Annotated in this window: 7 protein-coding genes; 2 read left to right on the top strand and 5 right to left on the bottom strand. The window is 70.8% G+C overall.

Features of this window, described 5'->3' with window-relative positions:
* Positions 1-138 precede the first annotated feature (138 nt).
* Complete coding sequence (locus ACH4S9_RS41725; RefSeq protein WP_311722988.1) at positions 139-924, top strand: DeoR/GlpR family DNA-binding transcription regulator; 786 nt, start codon at positions 139-141, stop codon at positions 922-924.
* Positions 925-961: 37 nt separating this feature from the next.
* Here the strand turns inward: ACH4S9_RS41725 and ACH4S9_RS41730 are convergent, their stop codons facing one another.
* The 5 genes from ACH4S9_RS41730 to ACH4S9_RS41750 all read right to left on the bottom strand — a co-directional run bounded on the left by ACH4S9_RS41730 (position 962) and on the right by ACH4S9_RS41750 (position 15241).
* Positions 962-11482, bottom strand: coding sequence for an amino acid adenylation domain-containing protein (locus ACH4S9_RS41730; RefSeq protein ID WP_398376898.1), 10521 nt, complete (start codon positions 11480-11482; stop codon positions 962-964).
* Positions 11483-11553: 71 nt separating this feature from the next.
* Positions 11554-12450: an MFS transporter gene (locus tag ACH4S9_RS41735; protein ID WP_398376899.1), complete on the bottom strand. Its 897-nt coding sequence runs from the start codon at positions 12448-12450 to the stop codon at positions 11554-11556.
* Between the two features lie 105 nt (positions 12451-12555).
* The gene (locus tag ACH4S9_RS41740; RefSeq protein WP_398376900.1) at positions 12556-13029 is read right to left on the bottom strand and encodes a helix-turn-helix domain-containing protein; all 474 of its coding nucleotides are present in this window, start codon (positions 13027-13029) and stop codon (positions 12556-12558) included.
* A 248-nt stretch (positions 13030-13277) separates the two neighbouring features.
* Positions 13278-14000: an NADPH-dependent FMN reductase gene (locus ACH4S9_RS41745; protein WP_398376901.1), complete on the bottom strand. Its 723-nt coding sequence runs from the start codon at positions 13998-14000 to the stop codon at positions 13278-13280.
* Between the two features lie 137 nt (positions 14001-14137).
* Complete coding sequence (locus ACH4S9_RS41750; protein WP_398376902.1) at positions 14138-15241, bottom strand: TauD/TfdA family dioxygenase; 1104 nt, start codon at positions 15239-15241, stop codon at positions 14138-14140.
* Between the two features lie 128 nt (positions 15242-15369).
* On the opposite strand from ACH4S9_RS41750, the gene ACH4S9_RS41755 reads away from it, so the two are divergent.
* Positions 15370-15846 (top strand): L-rhamnose mutarotase, encoded by a 477-nt coding sequence (locus ACH4S9_RS41755; protein ID WP_398376903.1) that lies wholly within the window; start codon positions 15370-15372, stop codon positions 15844-15846.
* Positions 15847-15911: the final 65 nt, after the last annotated feature.

A 15911-nucleotide genomic window follows, 5' to 3' on the forward strand; every position in this document is an offset into this window, starting at 1 on the left:
GCAGGCAGCGTGATGTGAGTTGCATCGTACGGGCCGATAATGCGCATGATTTTGCAGAGAAGTCCAGCGTTCCTGTCAGGTCGCGATAGGGTGAGCCGCGCTGGTCGAGAGCGGGACGAGGGGCGAGGGAGGCGCGGAGTGAAACGGCCCGAACGCTGGAACGCCCTCCTGGAGCTGCTGGCCCGGGACGGCAGGGTGGACCTCGAACAGGCGGCGGCCGAGCTGGCGGTCTCCACCGCCACGATCCGCCGCGACCTCGACGAACTCGCCCGACAGCAGATGCTCACCCGCACCCGCGGCGGCGCGGTGGCGCACAACGTGTCCTACGACCTGCCGCTGCGCTACAAGACCGCCCGGCGCGCCTCCGAGAAGCAGCGGATCGGCGCCGCCGTCGCCCGTATGGTCGACCCCGGCGCGATCGTCGGCCTCAACGGCGGGACCACGACGACCGAGGCGGCCCGCGCCATCGGCACACGCGCGGACCTGGCCGCCGCCGGGGGCGCCCCCGCCGTCACCATCGTGACGAACGCGCTGAACATCGCGAGCGAGCTGGCGGTGCGCCCACAGATCAAGATCGTGCTCACCGGCGGCGTCGCCCGCCCCCAGTCCTTCGAGCTGATGGGCCCGCTGGCCACCGGGGTGCTCGACGCGGTCTCCCTCGATGTGGCCGTCATCGGTGTGGACGCGCTGGACCTCACCCAGGGCGCCACCGCCCACCACGAGGGCGAGGCGAGCATCAACCACCTGATGGCCCGCCGTGCGGAGCGGGTGATCGTCGTGGCCGACAGCACCAAGCTGGGCCACCGGGCGTTCGCCCGCATCTGTGCGATCGACGAGATCGATGTGCTGGTCACCGACACCGGTGCCCCCGACGAACTCGTCGCCCCGTTCACCGAGGCCGGCATCCGGGTCGTCCGGGCCTGACGGCGCCGGGGCCCGCCAATGGGCCCCGGCGGCGTGATCAGGGACCCAGCAGGGTCCGCAGAGGGCGCTCCGGGTCCTTCGCGACCTCTCCCAGGAGCCGGGTGAAGCCCGAACCCCACTCCTCGACGGTGGCCCGCGTGAACAGATCCGTGGAGTACTCGAACACCACGGTGATGGCGTCGTCCTGCGGCTGAAGGACGACGTACAGCTCGTTCCGGGCCACACCCGACATGGGCAGCGCGCGCACCGAGGCCGACACCGACCGCAGGTCAAGAGCGGGCGGTGGCGTGGTGACGACGGTGAACAGCACGGTGGGGAACGGCATGTCCCCGGTCTGCGGGGAGACCAGCTCGACCACATCCGTCAGCGGCAGTTCCTGGTGGTCGAGCGCCGTGAACAGCGTTCCGCCGAGTTGAGTCACGAGGGCGGCGAAGGTCTCGGCCTCGCCGATCCGGGCGCGCAGCAGGACGGCGTCGCCCAACAGCCCGACCACTTCGGATCGCTCGGACCGCAGGCGGTTCGCGCTGGACGCGGCCAGCACCACGTCGGCGGACCCGCCGCACACCCCGGCCAGCCAGGTGGCGAACGCCGCCGCCAGCACGGCGTAAGGGGTGGTGCCCAGGTGTGTCGCGGTGTCCCCGATCCGACGGGGTGTCCCGCCGTCGACGACCACGGTGTGCAGGGCGCCCCGGCCGGACAACATCTCGGGCCGCGGCCGGTCGCAGGGCAGGGCCGCGCGCAGTGGAGCGCCGTCGAGTTCGGTACGCCAGAACCGTTCGAGCTCCGCTCTGCGCTCGTCACCCAGCTCGTGCTCCGCTCGGGCGATATCCGCGAACTGTGTGGTGAGGGCGGGAAGCCGGGCGTCGAGGCCGGCCCGCCGCGCGTTGTACAGCTCTTGCAGGTCGCGCCAGATGAGCCCCAGGGACCAGCCGTCGCAGATGGCGTGGTGGAACACGGTCACCAGCACCCAGCGGTCCGCCCCGAGACGCGCCAGACGGAAACGGAACAGCGGTGCCCGATCCATCGCGAACGCGGGGGATGCCTGCTCCCGGCACCATCGTTCGACGGAGGCGGTGTCCTCGGCGGGTGCGGAGAGGTCGGTGACCGGCAGATCCACGGGCACCTCGGCCAGTATCTCGACGACGTACGCTCCGCCGTCGTGCCGCGCCGCCCGGCCGCGCAGCGCCTGGTGGCGCCGCACCAGATCCTGCAGGGCCCGGGCGAGGGTCCCGGGATCCAGATCGCCGCGCAGGTCGACGCGGTGGGCGACGTTGTAGACGCTCGGGTCGGCGCGTTCATGGTGGCGATGCCACAGGCGGCGCATGGTGGACGGCATCGGCGCGGTGTCCACCACCTCGTGCGCGGGGGCCGGCTCGTGGCGGGCCACCACGCCCCGGATGGTCGGGTCGAGGAAGAAGTCGGCCATGGCGAGGTCGATGTCCAGGCGGTCCCGCATCCGGTTCAGCAGTCTGATCGCGCCCAGGGAGTGGCCGCCGAGCCGGAAGAAGGAAGCGGCCAACGGGATCCGCCGCGCGTCGAGTTCCTCGCACCACAGGTCGTGCAGCGCCTTCTCCAGGGGGGTGACGGGCCCGTCGTCGGCCTCCCGGAACCCGTCGTCGGCGTCGGGCTCGGGCAGGGCGGCACGGTTGAGCTTGCCGGAGGCGTTCACGGGGAGCCGCTCCAGGGACACCCAGTGGCGCGGCACCAGATGGTCGGGGAGCGCGGCGCGCAGCCGCCCGACATCGGCCGCCAAGGACGCCGAGTCCGTGGGCACCACATAGGCGACCAGCTCCGTGTCTCCGTGCCGGTCGCGACGGGGTACGACGGCGGCGTCCCGGATGCCGGGGAGCGCGGTCAACGCCGCCAGGACCTCGCCGGGTTCGACCCGGTGTCCACGGATCTTGACCTGGTCGTCGGCCCGGCCGCAGTAGTGCAGGGCGCCGTCGGCACGCCAGCGCCCGAGATCTCCCGTCCGGTACAGCACCCCGCCCGCGCCGTCGTCGAGGAAAGCGGTGGCGGTCTCCTCGCGTCGGCCGTGGTAGCCGAGCGCGACCGGGGCGCCGCCCACGCAGATCTCGCCGACCGCGCCCACGGGCACCTCCCGCCCGGCACCGTCCAGGAGCGAGATCCGCGCTCCGGGCACCGGGGTGCCGATCGGTGGCCACTCCTCGCCGCCCGGGTCGACCAGGTGCGAGGTGACGATGACCGAGGCCTCCGTGGGCCCGTACTGGTTGTACAGCGCACACCGCGGGTGCGCGGCGAGGAAGCGGCGGAAGGCACCGGTGAGCTGGAGTGCCTCACCGGCCGACACCAGCTCGCGCAGGGACGGCAGCCGGGGCCCGGTCCCGATCAGATACTTCAGCGGGGTGCAGGGCATGAACATCCGCTGCACCTCGTGGCGCCGCACCACCTGCGCCAGGGCCGCGGGATCGTGCCGCACCTCGTCGCCGATCAGCACGAGCGCGGCCCCGGAGGCCAGCGTGGTGAAGATCTCCTGCACGCTGACGTCGAACGCGGCCGAGGTCCACTGAAGGGTACGCAGCGCCGGATGGTCCCGAAGGTGTCCGCGCACCAGGTTGGCCGGGCCTCGGTGAGGGACGACCACGCCCTTGGGGCGGCCGGTCGAGCCCGAGGTGTAGATGCAGTAGGCGGGATCCTCGGGACGGGCCCCGCCCTGAAGGGGATCGGCCGGGAGGGTGTCGTCGATATCCCCGGCCAGTTGTACGGGCAGCCGTGCCGCGAGGTCCGGGTGGAGCGCCAGGGCGGCGTCGGAGGTCAGCAGCAGGACGGGCGCGCAGTCGTCGAGGAGCCCGGCGAGCCGCGGGGTGGGTACGGAGGGGTCGAGGGGCACATACGCGGCGCCGCTCTTGAGCACGCCCAGCAGGGCGGTGATCAGCTGCGGGCCGCGCGGTAGAAGCACCGCCACCCGCTCCCCGCGCACCGCGCCCCGGGCGCGCAGCCGCCGGGCGAGCCGGTCCGCCCCCGCATCCAACTCCCGGTAGCCGACGTGCCGTTCGCCGCTGATCAGCGCGACGGAATCCGGGGTGCGCCGCGCCTGCCGCTCGAACAGGGCGTGCAGGGTGTCCTCGGTGTCGGGAGGCGGCTCGTCCGGGTGTCCCAGGCGGGCCAGGGTGTCCCGGTCGGGGTTGGTGACGGCGGTCAGTTCGCCGAGCGGCGCACCGGGGGCGTCGAGGGCGCGGCGCAGCGTCTGCTCCACGTAGTCCACCAACCGGCGCACGGTGGTCTCGTCGAACAGAGCCGTGTCGTACTCGACCATGAACCGCACGCCGTCACGGTGATGTGTCAGATAGACGCTGAGGTCGAACGGGGCGCGGCCACTCGGCATGTCCAGGAGCGTGGACGTCAGCCGGGGCGGATCGAAGTCCACCTCGCCCTCGTTCTCGTACTCCACCATCACCTGGAAGAGCGGATTGCGGCCGGGGTCGCGGTGCGGGTTCAACGCACCGACCAGCTCGTCGAAGGGCACGCCGCGGTGTTCGTACGCCGCGGTGCTCCGCTGCCGCACCCGGCGCAGCAGGGTCGGGAAGTCCGGGTCGCCGGTGAGGTCCAGCCGCAGGGCGACGGTGTCGAGGAAGAGACCGACCTGATGCTCGACGCCGGCCGGGCGGGCGGCCACCGCCGTGCCGAGGACCACGTCCCGCTGCCCGCCGAACCGGCCGAGCACCGCGCCGATGGCGCTGATGAGCGTCATGAAGAGGGTGGCGCGGTGTGCGGCGGCGAACGTCCGTAACCCGCCCACGAGCTCGGCGTCCAGCTCATGGGTGAGGCTCGCTCCCGCTCCCGACCGCACCGGCGGGCGGGGCCGGTCGGTGGGCAGGGAGAGCTGTGGGACGCCGCTCAGCTCCCGCCGCCAGAACTCCAGGGACTCGCCGACCTCGGCGGGGTTCGGCTCGCCGGGCGGGGGCGCCTCGGCGAGGTGCGGCAGCGCGGGCTCGCCGTTCGGCCAGGAGCGGTAGTAGGCGGCCAGGTCATGGACCAGGACCACCGTGGAGGAGGAGTCGAAGACGATGTGATGCACCAGCAGGAAGAGCACATGCCGCTCCTCCGACAGGCGCAGCAGCCGGGCCCTGACCAGCGGGCCGGTGTCCAGGGCGAGGAGTCGGCCCCCTTCGGTCTCCAGCGCGGCGCGCAGCGCCTCTTCCTCCGTCGCCCCGCCCAGGTCCTCGACCGGACACTCGAGCCGTGTCCGGCCGAGTGTCTCCCGGTACGGCACTCCGTCGGCGACCCCGAACACCGTGCGCAGCGCGGGATGCCGCTCCGCGACCCGCCGCAACGCCCACCGCAGGGCCGGGATGTTCAGGGGGCCGTCCAGACGGATCGCCTTCGGCTCGTGATACATGCTGGTGCCGGGGTGCAGCTGCTCCAGGAACCAGATGCGGCGCTGCGCCGGCGACAGCGGCATCCGCTCCGGCACGAGGGCGGCCTGCTCCCGCTCCCGGGGCTGGTTCCGGCGGCGCATCCGGTCGAGGGCGGGCAGCGCCGCCAGCACCCGCTCGGCCGGGATACCGAAATCGACGAAGCAGGAGATCTCGTCCACTCCGGCGGCCACCAGCCGGCGCACCGTCCCGGTGACACTGTGCTCATCGCCGATCAGGGCGCGGGAGTCGCAGTAGCGCTCGTAGGCGCGCCCGAGCAGGAACTCCACGTCCTCCTCGGGGGCGCTGTCCAGGTCGACGTCGAAGCCCAGGCTGTTGGTGACCTGGTCGAAGAGGGACAGCGAGGAGCGCAGATAGGAGACGAAGGGGCGGTACGCCTCGGCCCGTGCCCGTTCCGCGTCGTCGCCGAGGTAGGTGTGCACGAGCACCACGACCCGGCCCGCCGCCGGGTCGAGGCTGTGTTCGGCACGCGTGCGCCGGTACAGGGCGATGTTCTCGGCCAGTTGCTCGACGGTCTGCGTCATCAGGTTGGTGACCACGCCCAGGTCCTCGGCGGCCGCCCGGCGGTAGCTGTCCGGGTTGCCCACCACCGCCACATACAGGGGAAGCCGCTCCTGTAGCGGACGCGGGTGCAGCCGAATCTCGACCGGCTCGCCGTCTCCCGCGGTCATGGCGAGTGGCCGTCCCGACCACAGCTGCCGCAGGGTCGCCAGCTGCTCGTACATCACTTCGCGGTGCCGGCCGAAGTGCTGCGGGGCGAGCGCGAAGTCGGTGGCGTGCCAGCCGCTCGCCAGGCACAGGCCTGCCCTGCCACCGGAAATGTTGTCCACGACCGACCACTCCTCGGCGACCCGGACCGGGTGGTGGAGCGGCAGCACGACCGAACCGGCGTGCAGCCGGATGCGGCTGGTCCTGCCCGCGAGCGCGGCGGCGAGTACCGAGGGATTGGGGAAGAGCGCGCCGAAGGAGTTGAAGTGGCGCTCCGGGAACCACAGGGCGTGGAAGCCGTGCCGGTCGGCGAACTCCGCCGCCGCCATGATCAGCGCGTATTTGTCACGCTCGGCGTCCTCCGGGTAGTCGCCGAAGAAGTACAGGCTGAAGTCGCATCCCGGGTGCGGCGCGGTGGTGGGTGCCGCCGGTGCGGGTGGCGTCGGGACCGAGGCCGTCCGAACCGTGCGGGACACAGGCGTCGGGGCGGCGTCGGGCGGCTCCGCCGCGGACGCGTCCCGAGGGGTCTTCCCGGCCGGATCGCCGCCCAGGCGCGCCAGGTGCTCGGCCAGCCTGCGCGGTGTGTCGGCCGAGTCGAACAACTCGCGCACCGGAACGCGTACGCCGTACCGCTGTTCCAGCTCCGCCGTCATGCCCATCAGGGAGAGCGAGTCCGCGCCGAACTCGAAGAAGGAGCTGTCGGGCGTGACGTCCGAGACGTCCATACCGAGCTTGGCCGCGGTCAGCTCACGAACCGCCTCCAGAAGTTCACCCGGCAGGACAGACACCTTCGTGGGGGAGGGCGATGGGAGTGTCCGGGGGACCGGAGCCGCCACCGGGCGTCTTCGCAGCGGGTGCCCCGGCAGCGACACCCGGCCCCCGCCACCGGTGAGCACGCGCCAGTCCAGCTCGGCTCCCCTGCGGTAGAGCGAGCCGAGCGAGGTGAGCAGCCCGTGTGTCTGCGCCGCCGCCCCGTCACCGACACCCTGCCCGGCCGTCCACCGGCTCTCCGGTACGCAGTGCCGGCCGAGGGCGGCGAGGGTGTTCCCGGCCCCGATCTCCACGAAGTCCTCGCACCCTTCCCCGACGGCCCGGGCCACGGCCAGGTCGAAGCGGACCGGCTGCCGGGCTTGACGGCAGAGGTAGTCCGCGTCCACGGTCCAGCCCGTGCGGCGCACCTCCCCGTCGGCGGCGGTCACCAGCGGGGTGTGCAGCGGGCGGTACGCCACTTTCTCGGCGTGGGCCCGGAACCCCCGCAGGGCCGGTTCGATCGCGGCCGAGTGGTAGGCCCGGTCGACGGGCAGCGCCCGCCGGCGCAGTCCTTCCTGGTCGAGCAGTTTCGCCACCTCGTCCAGGGCCTGGCGCGAACCCGAGATGACGTGAGCGCGCGGCCCGTTGACCGCGGCCACTTCGGCACCGGCGACATCGGCGATGCGCCGCGCGGTGTGCGCGTCGGCGCGGACCGCGAGCATGCCACCGGCCGGGCAGTCCCTGTGCATCAGGCGTCCGCGCCACGCGGTGAGCCGCAGCCCCGCCTCCAGCGTCAGCGCGCCGGCCGCGTACAGCGCCGCGTACTCGCCGACGCTGTGGCCCAGCAGCAGCGTGGGGCGGACACCCGCCGCGCGCCACACCTCGGCGAGCGCCGACTGGTGGGCGAACAGGGCGGCCTGGGCCGTCTCGGAGGGCCAGACCTCGCTCTCGGCGGACGGCTCCGCCAGGAGAAGCGGCAACAGGGTTCCGCCGAACTCGCCCGCGTAGATCTCCTCGCACCGGTCCAGTACGCGCCGGGCGGCGGGATGCGCGGCGTAGAGTCCGCTCGCCATCCCGTGGCGCGCGCTGCCCTGTCCCGGGAAGGCGAAGGCAAGCGGCCCAAGAGGGCCGCCCCGCGGCGCCCGCCGCTCCGCCAGAGCGCGGGCGACGTCTTCGGCGGTCCGGCCGACGGCCGCGGCCCGCACCCCGCGGTGCGGCCTGCCGAGCGCCATGGTGGCCGCCACGTCCGCGGCCGCGAGTTCGGGCCGCTGCCGTAAGCGGTCGCGGAGCCGGCCGGTGAGTTCGTCCAGGGCCTGCGCGTCGCGGGCCGACACCGGCACGAGCACGGGCAGCTCGGGCGCGGCCGTCGACGCCTCGGACCGTGCGGGAGACTCCTCCAGCACGACATGCGCGTTGGTGCCGCCGACACCGAGAGCGCTGACTCCGGCCCGGCGCGGCACACCGCCCGGTGGCGACCACGGCCTCACCTCGGTGGCCAGCGTCAACGGGCCGTCGTCCAGGCGGAGTTCGGGGTTGGGCCGGGTCAGTCGCGGCGTGGGGACCAGCGTGCGGTGGCGCAGCATCAGGACCGTCTTGATCAGCCCCGCCATACCGGCGCAGCTGTCGAGGTGGCCGATGTTCGGCTTCACCGAGCCGACCGCGCAGAATCCTCTGCGCTCGGTGCCCTCGCCAAGGGCACGGGCGAGGGCCGCCACTTCCACCGGATCGCCGAGCCGCGTGCCCGTCCCGTGTGCCTCCACGTACGAGATCGTGTCCGCCGGGACGGCCGCCCTGCGCAACGCCTGGCGTACCACCTCGACCTGTCCCGCGACGCCGGGTGCGCCGAAGCCCACTTTGTCCGCGCCGTCGTTGTTGACCGCGGATCCCAGGATCACCGCGTGCACGGTGTCCCCGTCGGCCAGCGCACGGTCGAGCCGCTTGAGCAGGACGGCCGCCACACCGTTGCCGCCGACCGTGCCGTCGGCCTCCGCGTCGAAGGCACGGCAGCGCCCGGTGGGCGACAGGATCGACCCGGGGTGGCTGCGGTAGCCGGTCTCCTGAGGGAAGTGCACGGCCGCGGCGCCCGCCAGCGCCAGGTCCGCGTCCCCGCTCAGCACCGCCTGAGCCGCGAGGTGTACGGCGACCAGCGAGGTGGAACACGCCGTCTGCACACCGATGGCGGGGCCGGTGAGCCCGAGCCGGTAGGCGACACGAGAGGCGAGGAAGTCCGGCTGGCGACCGATGGCCGTTTGCAGGCCGGTGGCGGGGTCCGCCATGGCGTCGGGCGATCCGAACGCCGATGGCAGCTGGTGGTCGTACAGGTTCATACCCGACCCCGCGAACACGCCGATCCGGGTGCCCGGTTCGGCCGCCGCGTAGCCGCCGTCCTCCAGCGCCTGGTGGCAGCACTCCAGGAACAGCCGGTGCGCGGGGTGCGTGAGCTCGGCCTCCTTGGGGGGCATTCCGAAGAAGTCCGCGTCGAACTCCTCGACCCCGTCGAGGACTCCGCCGACGGGCACGAGGTCGGGGGCGCTCACGGACTCGGGCGGCAGACCCGCCGCGACAAGATCTTCCTCGTCGAAGGCCCGGACGCTGACCACGCCGTCGCGGAGGTTGGCCCAGAACTGCTCCGGCGTCTCCGCGCCCGGGAAACGAAGGGACAGTCCGACGACCGCGATACGCCGATCGGTGGTGTCCTCGGGGACGAGGCCGGCGTGCGTGGGTTCGGCCCGTGTGCCGGCGGCGCCGGACAGATGCGCGGCGAGCGCGGCGGCGGTGGGGTGTTCGAAGAGGGCGGTCTGGGCGATCCGCGTCCCGAGCCGCTCCTCCAGCCGGGCCCGCAGGCGCACCAGAAGCACGGAGGTCAGACCGAGCTCGTAAAACGGCAGGTCCGTGTCCACCGGCCGCCCCAGCACCGCGCCGATCTCCTCCCGCACCGCCCGCGTGACCGCGTCAGGATCCATCTCGGTGCGCGGGTCCGTGGCCGTGACCGCGGTGAATTCGCCTCCCGTCAGCCGGTCCCGGAGCTCGGCGCGGCGCACCTTTCCGGCGGGCGTCCTGGGAAACTCGTCTCGCGGGACCGGCAGGACATGCGTCACGGCGAGCCGGAGCCTGGAGAACAGCGCCGCCTTCACCTCGGCCGCGATCCGTACGTCATCGGTGGCGCCACGGCTCACGAAGAACACGGCCGCCTCCTCCGTGCCCCGCTCCGGGTGGGGGATGCCACAGGCGGCCACGTCCCCCTGCCGGACGCCGGCGACCGCGGTGGCGGCTTCCTCGACCTCGTGGCAGTAGACGTTGTGCCCGTTGAGGATGATCAGGTCCTTGCGCCGGCCGGTGATGACGACCTGGCCCGCGTCGAGGAAGGCGAGATCCCCGCTGTCCAGCCAGTCCCGCCCGGCGGGATAGGCCGCGGCGTCCGCGTCCGGGTTCCTCACATAGCCGGGGGTGAGACGGGCGGGGGAGTGCACCTGGAGGCGGCCGATTCTGCCCTCGGGAGCGAGTTCGCCGTGATCGTCGACGATGCGCAGGGCGACGCCGGGCGCCGGTGCCCCGGCCGCGACGAACGTGACGCAGTCGTCCTCGGCTGTTTCCTCACCGGCTCGTGTCAGGTGGCCGCTCAGGCTGCTCTTGAGCAGGCGGTGCACGGTACCGGGCCGGTCGAGCCGGCCGTAGGTCACGGCCGTGACCGTCTCGGCCATCCCCCACGCCGGGACGATGTGCCCCTGCCGGATGCCGTACGCGGCCGTGGCGTCGAGGAACCGGGTCAGGACCGGCAGCGCGATCCGCTCGCCCCCGCAGAGCAGGGACTTGACGCGGCTGAGGTCCCAGCTCCCCTCCGGCCGCTCCGCGAGCGCGTCCGCGACGAGTTGGTAGGCGAAGGTCGGAGCCCAGCTGTGCTGCGCCCGGTGTTCATCGAGAAGGTCGAGCCAGCGCCGGGGATCGGCGAGGACCAGCTCGGTCGGCGCGTGGACATTGGTGCAACCGGTGAAGACGGCGAGCATGTGGTACAGCAGGAACGCGCCGCTGTGGTCGACCGGCAGCCAGTTCACCATGGTGTCGTCGGGACCGACGTCCAGGATTCGCCGGGCGCCGGCCGCGAACTCCGCCAGGCCGGCGTGCGTCAGCCGCGCCGCCTTGGGCACGCCGGTGCTGCCGGAGGACAGCATCAGCAGGGCGGTGTCGGACGCGCTCGGCTCGATGTGGCCGGCCGCGGGCGTCGCGTGCAGGCAGTCCTGCGCGGCCACGACCCGGAGCTGCGGCGCGGACCGCGCGAGCCCCGCCGCGACGACCGGGTCGCTCAGCACCAGCGGCCGGTCCAGCAACTCGCACGCATGCAGGAGCCGTTCGAGGGTCGGCGAGCCCGGGGCAGGGTGCTCCGCGATGACGACGGGGCGGGCAGCGCCGAGCACACAGGCCCAGAAGGCGGGGAAGAACTCGGCCAGAGGCAGGCCGCACAGCACCACCGCGCCGCCGGGGCCGAGACCGCGCTCACGGAGCCCGGTGAGCAGCCGCCGGGCCCGCAGCAGAAGTTCGGGGTACGGCAGCGCGGTCGTCGAACCGTCCGCGGCCACGGTGACGACGGCCCCGCCGGGGGCGGAGTCCGCGGCCGTCAGCAGCGCCTGCACGGCGTCGCGCGGATCGTCCTCGGTGCGGTCCGGCTCGGGCCCCTGACAGAAGGATTGCCCCCGTACGCGTTGCATGCGTTTCCTCTCCCTCTTCTGGCCGTGGGTGTCGGGAGTACGTGCGGGTCGCGGTGTCGAGGCGGGCGGGTTCAGGCGGTGGCCGGCTCACTCCAACGAGGGCCCCACGCCGTGGTCAGCCTGCCACTGAACAAGGCCGGGGCGAACATCCCCACCATGTGCCACTGGATGACCATCGCGCCCTGGGACAAGGAGTGCCCGGCGTGCTTGCTTCCGATCGGGCCGACGGCCATCAGCATGGTCATCACGCCCGTGGACACCGCCAGCAAGCAGAAGGCCCGGCGGAAGTCGCTGGTGTGCACGACATCGCGTACGCGCGTGGCCCGGGCCGTCTCCTCCTCCACGTCGGGATCCGCCTCCGTCGTATGAGGCGAGGCGGGCCGCACGGCGAGGATCACAGGCACCACGGCGAACGCCAGGCACGACACCAGCAGGTAGGAGCCGGCGAACTGGGCGCCCATGATGCCGCTGCTCTCGGTCGCGGCCAGCGGACCGACGATCGCCGCTGCCACGCCACCACACAGAACCGTGCTCAGCGCCCTGGCCCGGGATGCCTCGGGCACCAGGTCTGCCGCGAGGAACCGGAAGTAGCCGCCCGTCGACCGGTACACGCCGACCATGCCGGTTCCGACACACAAGGTGAAGAATGAATCCGCCTGGACGGCGAGCATGGACACCAGACCACCGGCCACCGCGATACAGGCGCCCACCGCCAGGACCGCTCGATGGCCGTATCGCGCGGAAAGCATTCCGGTCGCGTACGAAGCGATGGTTCCGGTCACCGTCATCAGGGTGAGTGGCAGCGTCGCCAGGGCGGCCGCCGGCGCCATCTCGAGGCCGACGACGGCCGTCAGTGTCAAGTCGACGCTGACGCCCGCGTAGTAGAGGAATTGACAGATGGTGAGAGGGTAGACCGGTCTGCCCAGCCGGCGCGTCTCCTTGGCGGCCGGTCGGGGTACTTCTGCCACGGTCTTTTCTGCACTCGTCTCGCTGTCCACTGATTCAGTTCTCTCTGTCACGCGGCAGTATGCGGATACCGCCGCCGTCGCGGGCACTTCCAAAAAGAGAAAGGGTCACGCTCTGTCCGGCGAGAGAACCACGATGGCCATTTGATGCCCTGTCAGGCCTAAGTTCTTGGCGAGGGAATTCAGCACGTCCGCATAGATTCCGCCATTGAGTGCATCAGGTGCCCCGGCGCCCCGCTCGGGCAGGTATGCAAATACCACATCCGGTACTTCCTCGAGAGAGCCACCCCCCGAGGAGTTTCTCTGCCGGGGGTTGGCGGTGGCCGATCCAAATCGATTGCCGCGGGCCGAAACCAGCAGTGACTCAAACCTTTCACGGTCGTCGGCGGGCAGATCCAGGGCATTCACCAGAAGGCGCAGAGTTTCCTTCCGTGGCCTGGCCACTTTCCCGCGTTCGAGGTCCCGGATGGCGCGCACGCTGAGCGTCGAGAAGTCCGCCAGTTCCTGCTGTGTCATTCCGCATGATATTCGATACTCCCGAAGAACGTCCCCGAATTGAGGAGACTTCTTGGATATGCTCACGACATCCCTTTCCATGGGCATTGCCTCACATCGGGAGGCTGGTGCGTTGGATGGACGGGCAAATCGGCATACGGAAGAAGGCTTCAGCGTTGCGGTGCATGAGGGGCGCGCGAAACATTGCGCGCCCGATTAATCCCACGATGGGCTGTGGTTTCGTGTCCACCCGTCCCAATGTGCTGTCCCCCGTCCAGATTTGAAATGGTCACACTCTGGTCATGGTTCAGTATTATTGAACATCGTCCCGAAAGCTAAAGTGCGGCCCGCGGGGGTGTCAAGGGCTTTGGCAGTTTGTTGTCCACTGCCCTTCCGGAACGCGTCGCCCTGGTCGTGGTTGACGTCGATAGGTCCCGCAATGCGGGTGCTTTCATCTGTTGTGACCTCAACGCCCGGCGCATCAACGCGAACTCGACGACTTGCTCGGCCACCAGTTCAAGGCGTTCGGCCACCCGTGGATCGTTCACCCGGCCATCGGCGTCGAACGACGTGGTCTCCGTATTGATCGTGACCCCGAGCGGAGTGGGCCACCCGCGCAGTGCGTGAACGGTCGTCCGTAGCGCGGCGACCGCCGAAGCCGCCGCCTGCCATCCGCCGGCGACCGATATGCAGCCCACGGCTCGCCCCGAGAAGTACGGCCGCCGGTCCGTGCGCAGTTCCTCCATGTAGTCGAGCGCGTTCTTCACCATTCCCGAGAGCGAGCCGTGGTAGGCGGGTGTGGCGATCATCAGCCCATCTGCCGACGAGACGGCGTCGACGAGGGCTTTCGCCCGTTCGGACCGTTCAGCCGCCGCGTACTCGTACAGCGGCAGCACCAGGTCGGGCCCACTGATCAGCCTGACTCGCGCGCCTCGGCGGACAGCCTCGGCGAGGGCGATGCGCAAGGCCTTCTCCGCGGTCGAGTCCGCCCTGGTGGACCCGCCGATTCCGATGATCTGGACCGCTTCCGGCATGATGCCCTCACTCTCTTCCTGCATCACAAGTCCCCTGACTTCCGCCGTCGTGCGGCCGTCCTGTTCAGGCCGACACCGCTGTTCGAAGCCGCGCCGCCAGGACCGGGCCGATGACCGCGAGCGCTTCGGGCCGGGTCATGGCACCGTGTGCGACGGGTACGTCAGTTACGTCGATGGTCCCGGCCACATACGGGCGCCACCCATCCGGAGTCGGCCCTCCGTCCTCCCTGTCCACCGTGGCGGAGAAGCCTCCGTGTCCGGGAAACAACACGGTCGCGGATGCTCCAGTGATTCCTGCGAATGTAAGTACGCTGCAACCAGCGATCGCGGCCGTCGTATCGCGGCTCGAACTCGGAACGGGCGTGCAGGCCCTTCCGGTTATTGATGAGCAGCGCCTGGCCGGGGCGCAGGAAGACTTCGTGTGCGACTTCCCGGCAGGCGGACTGAAGCCGCCGCAGCGCTGCTTCGGCCTCAGGGGAAAGGGCATGAACTCCATTGGCGGAGGAGGCGATTTCAGGGCACCATTCGGGCCCGCTGATGATGGGCACGGGGGCGGAGAGCGTTTCGCTCTTGCCGACCAGCCGCGCATAACCCCCGGGAGCGTTGAGCCTGAAGAGAGGCTCCGTGAGCAGCTTGAGCGAGGAGGCGTCCAGGGCCTGGCAGACATCCCGGGCGTCCGCGTAGTAGGTTCCGGCAACACCCTCGTGGTCTGCGCGAAGGCAGTTGAGGACAAGGAAGTCCGGATTGCTCGCATTGTATGATCCGGCCTCGTCGTACACGATGTCGTTGTGGAAGTTGAGAAAAACGGTCGAACTGCGATTCGTCTGTGTCGTAGCTCCGTCCGCGACCGGAATGACATCGTGAATCAGTTGGCCATTTTTCTCGGTGGTGAACTCGACGGGCTCTCCCAGCATCCCACTGAGCCCGAGGAGAACTCCTTCCGAAAGGTATGTGCTCTTCGTTCGGCACGGCCCACCGTCGTCGGGGGTATCGGGAAGTCCGTGTTCGACGGGGAGGTTGCCCACTCGCGCGACGCCGGGGGTGTCCGCATGCCTGCCGAAATCCAGGATGCTCTGTAGGAGATCAATCGGTAAGGTCGCGAATATCTGATGGCAGAGAGCCATCGCCCGATCCATGTCCTGTGCCGGGTCGCCCAGGCCTGCGAGTTGCTCCCCGAGAGATTCCTTCACCCTCTCCGGAATGACGAGGTCTATGAATGTGGGCGCCGACCGGAGGTCCGCGCCAGTGTTCTCGGCTGCATTCATGATCTTCCTTCGTCCCCTTGAGCTCGGACAGGTTCGAGGAGATATACCCATGCCGATACCATCCACACGGTCAGCACTGTGAGTTGCCGGTCTCTTTCGGCACATGTGACAAGGAGAGAGGGAAAGCCATGCGCGTCGCACTGCACTCGGTCCTCAAGGAGGGCCAGGAAGCCGGATACGAAGAGGTGCACGCCACGGTTCCGGCGGATCTGCTGGAGGCGCTGGGCCGGGCGGGCATCACCAACTGGAGGATCTGGCGCAGCGGACGCCATCTGTTCCACCTCGTGGACTGCGAGGACTTCGCCGCCGCGATGGCCGCGCTCGACCAGGATCCGGTCAACCACCGGTGGCAGCCGCCGGATCGGGAACTGGCGCCAGAGGGGGAACTAACCAACCGACTGCTGGCAGGCCTTCATCGGCGACTACGTCGACCACTTCGAGACCACGGGCGGCACCCCGGCCGGGCCCTCGGTCGACATGGCGCTCGGGCAGGTGTGGGAGCTGAGCGAGCAGGCGGCGGCCACGGCGAAGGAGTGAGGGAGGGGCCGAACCGGCGGAGCATACTCATCCCGGGCGCCTCGCGCCCGGTTTTCATCACACCTTGAGTGGCCTTGAAAACACTGAACCACTACCTCCGTATGACCGGGTGACCACCGCGCAGGGACGCAGA

Origin of the sequence: Streptomyces sp. NPDC021225 (assembly GCF_044332865.1) — a bacterium.
Taxonomy (GTDB): Bacteria; Actinomycetota; Actinomycetes; order Streptomycetales; family Streptomycetaceae; genus Streptomyces.